Annotated in this window: 10 protein-coding genes; 6 read left to right on the forward strand and 4 right to left on the reverse strand. The window is 59.3% G+C overall.

Annotated features, from left to right (window positions below; translation table 11 throughout):
- Positions 1-41: 41 nt before the first annotated feature.
- Entirely contained in the window at positions 42-1,283 is a 1,242-nt protein-coding gene (locus HTA01S_RS16245) for a Fic family protein (RefSeq protein WP_068173758.1), read from the forward strand.
- A 5-nt stretch (positions 1,284-1,288) separates the two neighbouring features.
- Here the strand turns inward: HTA01S_RS16245 and HTA01S_RS16250 are convergent, their stop codons facing one another.
- Both HTA01S_RS16250 and HTA01S_RS16255 read right to left on the reverse strand, forming a co-directional pair.
- Positions 1,289-1,570 carry a DUF2277 domain-containing protein gene (locus tag HTA01S_RS16250; protein WP_068173761.1) on the reverse strand — a complete coding sequence of 94 codons (282 nt, stop codon included), beginning with the start codon at positions 1,568-1,570 and terminating at the stop codon, positions 1,289-1,291.
- Between the two features lie 107 nt (positions 1,571-1,677).
- Entirely contained in the window at positions 1,678-2,106 is a 429-nt protein-coding gene (locus HTA01S_RS16255) for an ankyrin repeat domain-containing protein (RefSeq protein WP_157572140.1), read from the reverse strand.
- Between the two features lie 292 nt (positions 2,107-2,398).
- On the opposite strand from HTA01S_RS16255, the gene HTA01S_RS16260 reads away from it, so the two are divergent.
- The 5 genes from HTA01S_RS16260 to HTA01S_RS16280 are packed head-to-tail and all read left to right on the forward strand — an operon-like array spanning position 2,399 to position 12,152.
- Complete coding sequence (locus tag HTA01S_RS16260) at positions 2,399-4,993, forward strand: sigma-70 family RNA polymerase sigma factor (protein ID WP_157572141.1); 2,595 nt, start codon at positions 2,399-2,401, stop codon at positions 4,991-4,993.
- Positions 4,990-6,486 (forward strand): ATP-binding protein, encoded by a 1,497-nt coding sequence (locus HTA01S_RS16265; protein ID WP_068173767.1) that lies wholly within the window; start codon positions 4,990-4,992, stop codon positions 6,484-6,486. Before HTA01S_RS16260 ends, HTA01S_RS16265 begins: the two co-directional genes overlap by 4 nt.
- A 26-nt stretch (positions 6,487-6,512) precedes the next feature.
- Positions 6,513-9,395, forward strand: coding sequence for a Z1 domain-containing protein (locus HTA01S_RS16270; protein WP_068173770.1), 2,883 nt, complete (start codon positions 6,513-6,515; stop codon positions 9,393-9,395).
- Positions 9,379-10,389, forward strand: a complete 1,011-nt coding sequence (locus HTA01S_RS16275) for a PD-(D/E)XK motif protein (RefSeq protein ID WP_068173772.1) — start codon at positions 9,379-9,381, stop codon at positions 10,387-10,389. Before HTA01S_RS16270 ends, HTA01S_RS16275 begins: the two co-directional genes overlap by 17 nt.
- Entirely contained in the window at positions 10,386-12,152 is a 1,767-nt protein-coding gene (locus tag HTA01S_RS16280; protein WP_068173774.1) for an AIPR family protein, read from the forward strand. The genes HTA01S_RS16275 and HTA01S_RS16280 overlap by 4 nt, the downstream gene beginning before the upstream one ends.
- A 38-nt stretch (positions 12,153-12,190) precedes the next feature.
- Here HTA01S_RS16280 and HTA01S_RS16285 read toward each other — a convergent pair whose 3' ends face one another.
- Together HTA01S_RS16285 and HTA01S_RS24820 are read right to left on the reverse strand one after the other, a co-directional pair.
- Entirely contained in the window at positions 12,191-13,771 is a 1,581-nt protein-coding gene (locus tag HTA01S_RS16285; protein WP_068173806.1) for a DNA cytosine methyltransferase, read from the reverse strand.
- Positions 13,772-13,805: 34 nt separating this feature from the next.
- Positions 13,806-14,273, reverse strand: a complete 468-nt coding sequence (locus HTA01S_RS24820; protein ID WP_084236164.1) for a very short patch repair endonuclease — start codon at positions 14,271-14,273, stop codon at positions 13,806-13,808.
- Positions 14,274-14,349 lie beyond the last annotated feature (76 nt).

The raw sequence follows: 14,349 nt of genomic DNA on the forward strand, positions 1-14,349 counted from the left end.
GCACGATTTTGAAATATTACAGTTAAATCATAGACTTAACCATGGATTCAAAGTCGCAAACATTCCCGCTGTATGACCACCCGTCCCAGATGGAGCCGATGCTGCCCGGCGAACACCGCCTGGGGCCACTGCTGGAGCAGGCCAACGACCTGATCCGCCAGGCCGACCGCCTCGCGGGTCAGTGCCAACCCGGTGCGCTGGGTGGTCTGCGCCGCCTGCTGCGGGCCATGAACTCGTACTACTCCAACAAGATCGAGGGCCAGCACACCCTGCCGCTGGAGATTGAGCAAGCCCTGCGCAACGACTACGCGCAAGACGCCGACAAGGCGCGCCGGCAGCGGCTGGCGCTGGCCCACATCGCCACCGAGCAACAGCTCGAAACCCTTTGGCCGCAGTGGGACACGGCCCGCGTGTGGTCGGCCCAGACGGTGCAAGACATTCACCAAGACTTGTTTGCGCGCCTGCCGCAGGCCGATCTGGCCATCCCCACCAGCGAACTGCCACCCGGCGCGGCGCCCGAATGGCTGGAGCCCGGCGCACTGCGAACCCAGCAGGTGAGCGTGGGCCGCCACGCCGCGCCCGCCACCGAACACCTGCCCGTTTTCCTGAACCGCTGGACGCAGGTGTATGGGCAGGTGCGGCGCGGTGAAATGCAGGTGGTGGCCATGGCCGCGGCCCATCAGCGTCTGGCCTGGATTCACCCGTTTCGCGATGGCAACGGCCGCGTGGCCCGGCTGCACAGCCACCTGGTGCTCGGCCATCTGGGTCTGAGCAACGGCCTGTGGTCGCCGCTGCGCGGGTTTGCACGCAGCCAGGAAACCTACTATGCCCGGCTCGCCGCCGCCGACGAACCCCGTGCGGGCGATCTGGATGGGCGCGGCAACCTCACCGAGCGAGGTCTGGAGCAATGGATCGCCTACGTGCTCGGCGTGTGCCTGGACCAGGTGGGTTTCATGGCCGACACGCTCGCACTGGCCACCATGAAAGACCGCATGGCCGCCTGCCTGGCATTTGAAGAGCAGGTGGTGAAACAAGGCGTGCGCAGCGAGGCGCTGCGCGCCCTTCACTACCTCTTTGCCACCCAGGGCGACATGGAGCGCGCCGACTTCAAGGCCCTGCTCGGCCTGGGCGAGCGCCTGGCCACGGCGCAGGTGAGCGCCTTGCTCAAACGCGGCCTGCTGGAAACCGACTCACCCCACGGCAAGCTGCGCCTGGGTGTGCCGCAGCATGCACTGCGTTTTTACTTTCCGCGCTTGTGGCCGGAGGCGGAAGCGCAAAGCTGACGCCGCTAGCGACGGGCGCCGTCCTCGAACCGGCGGGCTGACCGCTCACGCGCCTTGATCGCCTCCACCTCGCGGTTCTTCGGCTCGGCGTTCGTCACCATCGACCGGATCAGCCGCCGCGCAGAGTCCGCCACCTCGGCCACCGCGCGCTCGAACGCCTCTTCATTCGCCTTCGAGGGCACGCTGAATCCGCTGAGCTTGCGCACGAACTGCAGCGAAGCATCGCGAATCTCCAGCTCGCTGGCGGGCGGCTCGAAGTTGAACAGCGTCTTGATGTTGCGGCACATGGGGCGCTCCTGCGTTGGGGGGTAGCGCCATGGTACGAAGCCGACGGCGGGGTTTCAAGCCGGCGGGAAGCGTTGAGATGAGGCGAGGTTCGGGGCCTGTCGGTCGATCAAGACGGTCTGGGCGCAGGCGCTGTTTTCGCGATGCGCTCCCAGTCCCGCAGCGTCTGCTGCAGGCGGTTTCTGGCGTCGGGGTGGCCCGTGCTGAACGCGGCGTTCAAACGCTTCTTCAGCGCCTCGTCGGGCGCTGGCGCGGCTGTCGCCTTGAGCCGGTCGATCAGCAGCATCACCGACTGAAAGTTCCGCGACTTGAGCGCCAGCTCCAGCATGCCCTGGCCATCGTCGGTGTGGTCGTGCACGTTCGCGCCATGCTCGATCATGTACTTGAGCAGTCCGGCCTTGCCCTCCCGGCAGGCCCAATGCAGGGGCACCAGCCCCCCATCGAGCCGGGCCGTGAAGTCGGCATCGGGGGCAAGCAGCTCGGCGGCCAGCGGCCAGGCCGAGGCCTTGATCATTTGCTGGTGTTTCCAGTCGGACATCGGATGGGTGGGCCTGGGTAGGAGTGCTGTGGGTTCGGGGGTGGGGCAGTCTCTCACACCTACGGAGGCAGACAAGCTGAGGGACGCGTCAGCCCACTCACAGCCCGACAACAGCCACCTCCTGCCAAGTCACCGGCCACCAAAGTGGAGTTGACCCACTTCCGTGGACAGGTATCGGCAGCGAGGTGCGCACGCTATCCACTGCTGGACACGCATTGCGGCTTCTATCGTCCGCAGAAGGCGCGCTACTAGTCATAATGACACTAACAATTGTTTACATCAAATAATCAGGGTGCTAAGGGACGACAAATTTTCCGCACAGCATGACGGTGACAGCACCAGCATTTTGGTGCGTAGTTCTTCATCGCTGAACCCGGCGCTCAGGCTTGCGGCCATGCATGGGGTGGCATCGTCCATCCGGCTTCATATTGAGCGAAAGGATCCGTTAGACGAACGTGACTTCAGTGGGCAGACAGCGCTGATGATTGCTGCCCGCAGGAACCATCTGGAAGCGTGCTCGTTGCTTCTACAAGCCGGCGCCAACCCTGACTTGCAGGATAAAAATGGGTTGACGGCACTCCATTTGGCTGAACAGGCAGGTGCCGCCGATACCTGCCGAATGCTCGCTGAGCTTGAGCGGACGCTAGTCCAGGCGGTCCCAGAGTCCGCGGTTGGTCAGGATTCAAAAGATTCGCCGGATTGCAATCGAGACTTCAGCTCTGTGGCGCATTCGACCCCATGGGTCTTTGCAGAGGAAGAGGTGGCCTCGGCTGAATGGGAGCCCGTGACCGAATCTGAGCCCCCAAAAGATGACGAGGTGCTGCTCAGTCAAACAAGCCAAACCCAGGCCTCTATCAGCGCCCACATCCCGTTCGACCCTATGGCGATACCCTGGGATGAAGTATCTGTCTATCTGCCAGAAAGGCTGCAGTCAGAAGCCCTTTCGGGATCGCTCGCAGAAGGCCTGCGAGTGGTCATACTTCGCTGCCTTCGAGAGGGCAGCGTCCCTTCCGTCTCGCTTGAGTCCCTTCTGGAAGAAGAGCCGGCGACTTCTGAAAACGTAAGGCGACTGACAAGCCAGGTGATTGAGGACCTTGGCGCCGAATTGGATGAACGGTTCGAGTTCCTTGGCGTCTTCGAAGACTCCCGGGTTGCTCCGCCAATAAACGCAACCGATATTGAGTCGTCAACGCTGGACGAGGCACTCCAGTATCTGGAGGGACTTCTGCAACCCAGAAACGACCCCGGGCGCATTTTTGCCAAGCATGCATATGACCTCCAGCCGCTGCCTCATGAGGAAGAAGTCGAAGTTGCCAAAGCCATGGAACAGGCACTGGAATGCGCCCTCGACGCTCTATCCCGGTGGCCGGAAGGGTTGGAAGCCTTGCTACGGAAGTGCGAAGAGGTCACGTCCGGAAGACTCCCACTGAAGCGGGTCCAGAAAAACCGGAACGTCGATACCGACGAACTACACGTACCTGAACCCGAAGCAGGGGAGCCTCTTTCCCCCTCTCATCTTTGGCAAATCCCAGCCCCTGTCCCCGGCGAGGACGATGACTCAGATTTGGAAGCACCTCAGGCGGCAGACGAGCTAGATGAGTTCGCGCGTCAGGAAGCCTTGCTCAGGCATTTGACAGCATTGCCGACAGGTGGTGCCCAGTCCACGACCAAAGTCCGCGCAGTCCTGGACGAGATGCGTCTATCTGGAACGCTTCTTTGCTCGCTTGACAAAGGGGATAAAAAACAGGCCGAGGCAAGAGAGTTCACCGCCCACATCACTAGGTTCCTGGAGTCAAGAGACCTTCTTGTCCGGTCGAACTTGAAATTGGTAGTGCCATTGGTCAAGCGGTATCTGGGCACGGGGGCAGATTTCGCAGACCTCTTGCAGGAAGGCCACATCGGGTTGATACGGGCTGTTGACAAATTCGACTGGCGAAGGGGTTACAAATTCTCGACCATGGCCACATGGTGGATACGCCAGCAAATATCCCGCGCGGCTCCAGACCATGCCCGGTTGATACGCCTGCCACTACATGGGGTGGAAAAGACGTGGGAAATGAAGAGACTCATTCGGCAACATCACGACGAACACGGCCAATCTCCACCAATTTGCTGGCTTGCCGACCGCCTCGGACTGACCGAACTGAAGGCTGAAAGCTACCTAAGAACCATGTCCGAGCCTCTTCCCCTCGATGTCATGGAATCAAACCCCTGGTTGCCCGAACCAGACGAAGCAGACCCGCTGGAGAACGCTGCACGGAAGGAGAGCGTCGACAGGGCTGAAGAACTTCTGCAACACCTTGGCTCAAAGCGCGGGGGGAAGATGGCCGAAAAGGTGCTGCGAATGCGGTACGGCATTGGTATCGGTGAGGACCTGACACTTGACGAAATCGGCCGACGCTACAGCTTGACCCGTGAACGGATACGTCAGATTGAAACCAAGGCTATAAAGCTCGTGCGCAGTCACCTAAGGGCTGCGACGAGCTCTGACGAGATGGTGCCCGATGGATCAGATTTCCCGTTAAGTGCAAGCAACATGCTTGCGGCATCCAGGAGCGACGCCGGAGCACATGTCACGACCAATGGGCCTGTACCACCCACGGGTTCAAGTCCGAGTCCGGAACCAAATAGGGTCGACAAAACTGACCGCTCGACGGGAAACGAAAACAGGTCGACTCAAAGCTCAAACGCTTTCACCGAGCGGCAACTGGAATTGCTTTACGCGGCCAAGGCAATCGGCATAAAAGTCATGACATACCTTGAGTCAGGCCGGTACGAAACACTGGTTATGCTTGCTCAGAGGAATTCGAAGCAAGAGAAAGAAATCGCAGCCGAGTTGCTCGAAGCGGGTTTCAGATTCAAACCGGGACACGGCTACTACGTATGACCAAGACCAGAAATGCCCCTCCCCGGGCAGGCGCCCTGCTTGAGTCGATGCGGGGGCTTGGGTACACAACAGGCAGCGCACTCGCCGACATCGTCGACAACAGCATTTCTTCAGGCGCTACGCAGGTAGAAATCCAGTTCACATGGGCCGGTACCGGAAGCTGGATTTCAGTGGTGGACGATGGCATTGGAATGACCGATGGCGAGCTTGAAAGCGCCATGAGACTGGGGGACAAAAACCCCCTCGTGACACGTGCGGCGTGGGACCTTGGCCGATTCGGGATGGGGCTCAAGACTGCGTCGCTTTCACAGTGCCGGCGACTCACTGTCGCATCGGCAAAAGACGGTACAACGTCCTGTCTCCGATGGGACCTCGATGCCCTGGCCAACGCGCCTGACGCCGGGTGGCTCCTATATGAGGGCCCAGCAGAAGGTTCTGAGAACTTGCTTGCCGCACTCCCGGGGGACCGCCCCGGGACACTCGTCTTGTGGGAGACGCTCGACCGGGTGGTCACCGCTGGTTTCACACTGGACGATTTCAACCAGCTGATAGACCGGGTCGAGGCCCACCTGGCAATGGTCTTCCATCGATTGCTGGAGGGCAGTGCTCCAGCTTTCGCTCTCAAACTCAACGGGCGCGCAGTCAGTCCGTGGGACCCGTTTATGACAGGACACCCAGCCAAAGCCTGGGCATCTCCCATAGCACGCACGCACACACATGCCGGCGAGATTTCTGTCGAATGCCATGTATTGCCCTACAAAGACCGAATGACGACCAAGGAGTTCGAACAGGCTGCCGGTCCGACTGGCTGGAACGCCCAACAGGGTTTCTACGTGTACCGCAACAGGCGCCTCCTCGTGGCCGGGGGATGGCTGGGTCTAGGCTCCGGCAAAGGCTGGACCCGCGAAGAGTCTTTGCGACTTGCCCGGATTCAACTGGACGTACCAAACACAGCGGACGCGGACTGGAAAATCGACATCCGCAAGTCGACCGCACGCCCTCCGGTGTCACTTCGCCCCTGGCTCACCCGTCTGGCGGAAGACACACGCGACCGTGCACGAAGGGTTTTCGTGCACAGAGGCTCACCGGGCACCCAGCCTGGCGACAAGCCAATAGGACAGGCATGGCGCTCGGAGCACCTCAAGGACGGCGTTCGTTACCGCATAGACCTTGACCACCCGGCCATTTCCAGTGTCCTAGACCGTTCAGGTGAATTACTCCCGGCTATCAAGGCCATGCTCAGTGTCATCGAGGCAACGGTTCCCGTGCAGCGCATCTGGCTGGATACCGCTGAACACAAAGCGCCCCCGAAGAACCGCTACGAGGGTGTGCCTTCTGCGGAGATTCTGGAGGTAGTGGGCACGCTCTTTGAGGACATGGTCGGAAGAAGAGGGATGAGTGAAGAGTCTGCCAAGCGGATGCTCATGGCAACAGATCCCTTTCAAAACTTTCCGGCCATGGTCAATGCGCTCGGTACATCGGGGTCTCAATAGCAGATTTGAGCTGAACGGGAGGACATATGAACGACAAAGAAAAACAGTTCACAGATGTGGTGACGGTGGCCCAGACGCTGCTAAGAAAGCAGAAGGAAAAGGGGGACATCACCCCCTTGGTCATCAAGGACAAGGTAATACTGGCGGCAGGAATGCTAGGTGGGGACTCAGATGAGCCCTTTGACGTCGACCGCGCCATACAAGAACTCGTTCGCCGCTTTAGCCACTGGATTGGCAAGGATGCGTCCCTCCAGGATGACGAGGGACACATTCAATGGTTGAACGCGGCCAGGAAAAAGGACTGGCGGTATTGGCAGCGATATCAGACGTTTCTTGAAAAGAAGATGTCCGTCGAGGTTGTAGGCGCACTCGACGAATCGACCGACAACATACTGGGCAGGCTGGAAGACCCGGTACGCAAAGGCGTGTGGGACCGGCGGGGTTTGGTCGTCGGGCATGTGCAATCGGGGAAGACTGCCAGCTATACCGGACTTGTCTGCAAAGCGGCAGATGCCGGTTACAAGATCATCATCGTTCTGGCAGGACTACACAACAACCTGAGAGCGCAGACGCAGATTCGACTTGAAGAAGGATTTCTTGGCTACGAGACTTCCGCAAGTCGGGACCCTGGCAAACCCATAGGCGTTGCTGAAATAGACAGTGACCCGTCCATCCATCCGCACTGCGCAACCACACGAGCCGACAACGGAGATTTCAGACAGGCCGTTGCAGCCCATTTCGCCATCTCGCCCGAAGAGCGCCCCTGGCTGTTCGTGGTCAAAAAGCAGAAGACCGTTCTGACTCAACTGCTCAAATGGATTCAGAACCACGTTGCCGACACGGTAGACAAGGACACGAAGCGCAGACTGGTCACCAAGCTGCCCTTGCTGGTCATTGACGATGAAGCCGACAACGCTTCGGTCGATACAGGCGAACAGGTGATTGACGACAACGGAAACCCCGATGAAGAACATCAGCCAAAAACCATCAACAGCCTGATTCGAAAAATCCTCCACGCCTTCGAGCGCAAGGCCTACGTCGGCTACACGGCAACACCGTTCGCGAACATCTTCATCCATCGACAGGGAGAAACTAAGGACGAAGGTCCAGACCTTTACCCGAAAGCCTTCATCATCAATCTCGCTGCGCCATCGAACTATGTCGGTCCCGCGAAGATATTTGGACTGTCCACCCCCGAGGGTCGTACCGAAGGTTTGCCCCTGATGCGCCCCATTGATGACCACATCAACAAGGAGACGCCTGGCGGCTGGATGCCGGTAAAGCACAGCAAGGAACATGTGCCGCTGTTCAACGGGCAAGAAGCCGTTCCGACTTCGCTTAGAAAAGCTATACAGGCCTTTGCACTTGCCTGTGCAGCGCGCGAGCTGAGGGGTCAGGGGAACGAGCATTCATCCATGCTGGTGCACGTTACGCGTCTGGTGCAGGTCCAGAAACACGTCACCGCCCAGGTCGAGAATGCACTCAGAAAGCTCAAGCAAGGCGTCACCCGAGGTACAGACCCGTCTCTCATCATTGAGCTGCAGGAGCTCTGGGAAACAGACTTCGCTCCCACCACACAGGCGGTGAGCGCATTGTCGGCGGACACCGATGGTCCCTATCCTCCCCTTTCATGGAAGGACATCGCAGACAAACTGCCCGATGTGCTGGAGGACATCGCAGTCCGAATGATCAACGGCTCTGCAAAAGACGCACTCGACTACGCGCAACAAACCAGCCACGGGCTCAAGGTCATCGCAGTCGGTGGCGACAAGCTGTCCCGGGGTCTGACGCTCGAAGGTCTTTGCACCAGCTACTTCGTCCGGACCACCAAGATGTACGACACGCTGATGCAGATGGGAAGGTGGTTCGGCTACAGGCCCGGATATGTCGACCTCTGCCGCCTGTACACGACTCACGACCTGGTGGAATGGTTTGGTCACATCGCGGACGCATCGGAAGAACTGCGTGCCGAGTTCGACGACATGGCAGAGCGTGGTGCCACGCCGATGGACTACGGACTGAAGGTCCAGTCCCACCCGGTCATGCTGGTCACGTCACCGCTGAAGATGCGGACATCCAAGCCTCTGCTGCTTTCCTTCAGCGGCGAGGTCCTTGAGACCGTCTCGCTCCACACCGAGACCAAGGTTCTGAACAAAAACCTGGAAACCACCAACCGGCTGATTGAAAGAATGGGTGCACCAGTAAAAGGACCCGTCTTCCCGCTTGACCGCGGTGAGTTGAAGCAACAGCACAAAGGATGGCTTTGGGAGTCGATACCGGTCGACCACATTGCCGAATTTTTCGATGGCTACCTGACCCGTCCCGAATCGCACAAAGTGAACAGCAAGCTGTTGTCGCAATTCATCAAAGACATGGCTGGCAAAGGCGAACTCACCTCCTGGACGGTGTATCTGGCCGGAGGCTCTGGTGGCAATCCGGCAACCTTCCATGGAGGTCTCCTGCTCGAGAGCATGCTGACCAGAACGACCAACACCGAAAAACTGGACAGGTATTCGTTCGGACGGCTGCTGTCCCCCAGAGACGAAGCCATCGACATGTCTTTCCCTGCCTGGGAGGCCGCGCTTGCTCACACCCGCGCCAAAAAGGTCAAGACTGATGCAGCGGTTCCTCAGGACGGGGATGTCAAGCAACCAGATTCGCCAAGCGGCCCCTCCATCCGAAAGATAAAAGGTGAAGGTGCTGCAGGGGTCCTTCCTGCCCGCGACCGGGGCCTCCTTCTGCTGTACCCACTCGACCCATCAAAGTCGGAAAGCCAGAACCCCGAGCTCCTATCCAGGACCACACCTGCCATTGGCATCGGTGTGTGCTTCCCGGTAAGCAATGCAGGTGTGAAGGTTGAATATCTGGTGGACCACAAGTACTGGAGCGAATATGGCGCGAGCGAGTGAAGAGTTTCTGCTTGCCTGGCAATCGCTGCCTCCGTCTGGAGCCGAGAGTGGCTGGCGAACGATTCCCGTGACAGCACCGTCAGCTGGATGTGCCATTCGCGCCGGACGAAAGCACCCAGCAGGGCAGGAGGCGGTGTTGGCTGGGTTCGACCAGGCGCTGCTGCCCGCCTCCGAGAAGCTGCCCGATGGGCAAGGCTTTTTCGTCGAACGGGTGCCAATGGATGACGGCTGGACGTGGCTTGCCATGACGCGTAGCGAGTCCGGTCAGTTCGACCTGTTTGTTGCGATGGTTTGTGATGTAGTGGGCCTGCTTGACGCCGCAAACCAGACAGACCGGCAAACCCAGATGAGGCTGTTCATCGAACGTGTGCGCGCCTGGCAGGAGTTCATGAGAAAGGGCGTGACCGCCCTTGGTCCGGAACGAGAGGTAGGTCTCATCGGAGAACTGACCGTCCTCAACGGACTGCTGGACGAAGGTCTGGGGTACAGCACGGCGATTGACGCCTGGAAAGGCCCACTTGATGGGGAGCAGGACTTCGAACTTGGCATGGGGGCCGTCGAGGTCAAGGCAACCGTGTCCCAGACCGGTTTCCCGGCACGGGTGGGGTCCCTGCAGCAGCTGGACGACCACATCCGTCAACCCCTGTTCCTGGCGGGCGTGAAGTTGCGGTTGAATTCGGAGGGCTTCAACCTCCCTTCGCTGGTCGCCCAGACGAGGGAGCGACTCAGAGAGGCTCCTGTTGCAGCGGCCAAATTTGACCGGCTGCTGCTCGATGCAGGTCACTATGACGGACACGCTTCGCAATACAGCAGGCGCTTCGAGCTTGCCGAGCTTCGTGTACGCGAGGTCACTGGCAACTTCCCGCGACTTACCGTGGGGAATGTGCCCGCAGGTGTGACCGCCGCGAGCTACAGCATCGACCTCGACCGCAACAACGATACTCGCCTGTCGCTGGAGCAGGCACTTATGAAACTAGGGATGAAATCGAAATGACACTGCAGGAGTTCTTACAGGAAACACAGGCCCAGGTCCGTGCACAGATGGTGGACGGCTCCCCCTTCGAGGAAACTGTCTTCTCCGAAATCGTGATGAAGCACATGTCGGAAGTCGGCATGACCTTCGAGCCGGTCTCGTGCTACTACAAGGGCAAGGTAGGCAATGGCATCCTGCGACTCAGCGGATATGCCGTCTCTGATGACGGTGACCAGGTCGACCTGTTCGTCAGCCTCTATGACGGAGCTGGTGTTGTCTCTTCCATTGCGGACAACGATACAAAGAATGCAGCGGAACAATGCCTCCGCTTCCTTCGCCTGTGTGCCGAAGGAAAGGCTGTCGACACGCTGGACCCGTCGCACGACGCCAGCTCGATAGGCGAAACGATTCACTCCATCTACAAGGACCTGGACCAGATACGCATCTTCGTCCTTACCGACCGAGTGGCCAAGTCGAGGCAGTTTGCGGCTCGAGAAATCGGCGGCAAGCTGGTCCACCTCGAAGTCATGGACATTGAGCGCCTGCATCGACACCTGTCAGAGGGGAAACCCCGCGACGAGCTCATGGCGGACTTCAGGGAACTGGCCGGTACCGCCCTGCCCTGCATCTTCGTTCCAGGCAGCAAGGAGGACTACGGCTACGCCCTCACCGCAATGCCCGGGGAGGTCTTGAGGGTGCTGTACGAGAAGTTTGGAGCGCGATTGCTGGAAGCCAACGTCCGCTCGTTCCTGAGTAACAAAGGCAAAGGGGTCAACGCCGGCATCCAGAGCACGCTTCGCAACGAGCCCAGCCGCTTCATGGCCTACAACAATGGCATCGTGGTGGTTGCGGACGAGGTGCATCTTGGAAAAGCCGAAGACGGCTCCACCGGAATCTCCTGGCTCAAGGGACTTCAGATAGTCAACGGAGGACAGACCACAGCGTCCATTTTCTTCACCAAGCGCAGGTATCCCGAAGTCGACCTCAGCAAGGTCAGGGTCCCGGCCAAAATCATCGTCATGAATCAGCAGGACCCCGCAGATGAAGAGGCACTGATTTCCGACATTTCCCGCTTCGCCAACAGCCAGAACGCCGTAAAACAATCGGACCTCTCGGCCAACAAGCCGTTCCATGTCGAAGTTGAACGACTCTCGATGTCGGTCTATTGCCCGGACGGCGTCTCCCGATGGTTCTACGAGCGCGCAGCGGGCAGCTACAACACGCTGCTCACCCGAATGGGCACAACCCCCGCGCGCCTCAAGGCATTGAAGGACGAAATGCCGGTCTCCAGAAAAATCACAAAGACCGACCTCGCGAAGTACCTGATGGCCTGGGAACAGCAGCCAGACGTGGTCAGCCTTGGGTCGCAGAAGAACTTCGACCGCTTTATGGAGCGCGTTGCCGAGCTGTGCCAGGACGGCTGGCTACCTGGAGTGGAGGACTACAAGGCCATGATTGCCAAGGCGAGGCTTTACCGGGACATGGAGAAACTCATCCGTCCGATGTTTCCGGCATTCAAGGCCAACGTGGCTGCGTATTTGGTGTCGGTTCTTTCCCGACAGCTAGGCGAAAAAATGGACCTTGAGCGCGTGTGGCTGAAACAGGGAATCTCGCCGGAGCTTTCACAGCAACTCAGAGTCTGGGCCGAAGAGGTCAACACGCGCCTGCAAGCGACTGCGAATGGTCGGATGATTTCTGAATGGGCCAAAAAAGCGGAGTGTAAGGACGCCGTGCTCGAAGCAACGTACTCCGCACCGAAGACCGGCATACCCGAGGTCAGGTGACGGGCAGCGGAACCGCCTTCCACGGTCGCTCCACATCTTCAGACCGTTGCCGGTTCCTTGCTGCGCGCCCTCGTTGGCTGCTGGGTCTTTCCTGTCAGGATGCTGTAGACCACATGCGCAATCTTGTTCGCCAGCAACGAGGGCACTGCGTTTCCAACTTGGTGAAACTGCTGCGTACGGTTTCCCTGAAAAAAGTAGTTGTCTGGAAAAGTCTGCAACCTGGCGGCCTCCCGAACTGTAAAGCTGCGGCACTGCACGGGGTCAGGGTGAATGAAGTAGTGCCCGTCCTTGGCAATGTGGCTGGTCACTGTTGTGCTCGGTAAGTCCTTGAGCTGAACCCGGAAGCGATCCACGAACTTCCCGCTCTCCCAGTTCGCATGGTCAGGAGCCAGCCCCTTGAGCGCGAACTCCAGATGCCCCTTGGGCGTACGACCATTGGCTCGACCATATGCTGCCGTGTAAAAGTAGCGCGCGAGGTCGCTCGACATGTGTGAACGAGTTTCTGAATTCAGCCAAACCTCCAGCCTCGGGTCCTGCACCCACCGATGAAAAGCTGTGAGGCCCTTCTTTTCCGCTTGGTGGCTATACCGGAGTCCCCCGGTTTCAAGAACCGTGCCGACTTTCGCGCAAGCAGCCTGCATCTCGAAAACGAGCAACTCCATGTCTTTCTTGCTGGCGTCCTTAATCAGTCGCTCCGCATGCTTCTTGACCTCGTCGCGCCAGTCGCTGTCACTGTCTCCCCGGCTCAGGCGACTGCGCAACTGGGGCAAAGAACCGATGGCGATGTCCACGGACAGGGCGCTGCCCGGTTTAAGGAATTTCCCCCCGTCGTAAGGCAGGTCCTCGCGAACCCCTAGCAGGATGACCCGATGCCGAGCCTGCGGTATTCCAAAACGCTCCGATTCGATGATGAACGAGTTCACATCGATGGCTGCAGGGTCATCTCCTTGCCGGAAAGAGATGGGAGCCACAAGCGAGTGGATGGTGTACTTCGCCCCGCCAGGAATTCCCAGCGCCTCGCCGGGGTCGGACAGGTCTCTCAGAATGTCCTGAAACACGTGGCGGCCCCCCACCTTAGCCGACAGGATACCTTTCACGTTCTCCATCACGAAGACAGCGGGTTGCGTCTTGCGCACGATTCGCAAGTACTCGAGGTAGAGAAAGTGGCGGTGGTCATCCTCCGCCACATAGTCCTCATTGCCCTTGTTCCTTGCCCGACCCACCAGCGAGTACGCCTGACAGGGAGGACCTCCAATCAGCACCGTTTCGTCTGCGCGAAGCTTTGCTTTGTCCAGCAGCTCATCCAGCTGGCGATTGTGTTCAGCCTCACCAAGGGTAAGTCTGTGCGCCTCACTGGTCGCATCGTTCCAGGCAGACTTCGCCACCCTAGAGGGGTGCGGTGCATCTTCAGAGTGGCAGAAGTTGTAGTAAGCCGAGAGCGCGGCCTCGTCCCCTTGGATACGGCGGAAGAAGCTGCGAAGCGTGAGAGTCCTGTGGGCACTCTCTTCCATCTCGGCCGAAAGCACGATCCCGAACTTGTCACCATCGCCATAGGCTGCGAAGCCCTCCCCCAGACCACCCGGCCCCGCAAAAAGGTCAACGACCTTGAATGTCATCATGCTCCCGTCCAGCACCGGTCCTCCCGTGCCTCCATCAACAATCACCTGCGGAGGATGCCTCCGAAAGCTCTCCATACGAATCGCAAGCTTCGACCCACATTGACAGTGCACCGGCCAGCTCCGCGTCGTCCTTGCTGCCCCGCAGGTAGCACTCCCAGACCACCAGCACCCGCCACCCCAAGGCCCGCAGCTTCGCAATGGCTGCCTCATCCCTTTCGCGATTTCTGGTCAGCTTGGCGCGCCAGAAATCCTCGCGCGTCCCCGGCACCCGGGCCAGTCGGCAACCCTGGTGCAAATGCCAGAAACAGCCATGGACGAATATGGCTATCCGCCGACTTGGCAAGACGATGTCCGGGGTACCAGGTAGGTCGCCACGGTGAAGTCGGAAGCGATAGCCCTGCCGATGCAGAAGCCGCCTTACCCTGATTTCAGGCACAGTGTTCCGGCTGCGGATGCCCGACATCATCTGGCTGCGCCTGAGAGCTGGAACAACGTCAGTCACGTCAGAGTCTCCACATCCAACGACATGAAAACCGATGTCGTAACAGCTATACCTTTTCCAGTGTGCAATGTGTCTT

The organism is Hydrogenophaga taeniospiralis CCUG 15921, assembly GCF_001592305.1.
Lineage (GTDB): Bacteria > Pseudomonadota > Gammaproteobacteria > Burkholderiales > Burkholderiaceae_C > Hydrogenophaga > Hydrogenophaga taeniospiralis.

What these genes read in the sequence shown, in the direction of transcription:
- HTA01S_RS16265 (WP_068173767.1), top strand. Translation starts at nt 4,990, where the DNA reads ATGACCAAGACCAGAAATGCCCCTCCCCGGGCAGGCGCCCTGCTTGAG.
- HTA01S_RS16285 (WP_068173806.1), bottom strand. Translation starts at nt 13,771, where the DNA reads ATGATGACATTCAAGGTCGTTGACCTTTTTGCGGGGCCGGGTGGTCTG.
- HTA01S_RS16275 (WP_068173772.1), top strand. Translation starts at nt 9,379, where the DNA reads ATGGCGCGAGCGAGTGAAGAGTTTCTGCTTGCCTGGCAATCGCTGCCT.
- HTA01S_RS16280 (WP_068173774.1), top strand. Translation starts at nt 10,386, where the DNA reads ATGACACTGCAGGAGTTCTTACAGGAAACACAGGCCCAGGTCCGTGCA.
- HTA01S_RS16255 (WP_157572140.1), bottom strand. Translation starts at nt 2,106, where the DNA reads ATGTCCGACTGGAAACACCAGCAAATGATCAAGGCCTCGGCCTGGCCG.
- HTA01S_RS16250 (WP_068173761.1), bottom strand. Translation starts at nt 1,570, where the DNA reads ATGTGCCGCAACATCAAGACGCTGTTCAACTTCGAGCCGCCCGCCAGC.
- HTA01S_RS16270 (WP_068173770.1), top strand. Translation starts at nt 6,513, where the DNA reads ATGAACGACAAAGAAAAACAGTTCACAGATGTGGTGACGGTGGCCCAG.
- HTA01S_RS16245 (WP_068173758.1), top strand. Translation starts at nt 42, where the DNA reads ATGGATTCAAAGTCGCAAACATTCCCGCTGTATGACCACCCGTCCCAG.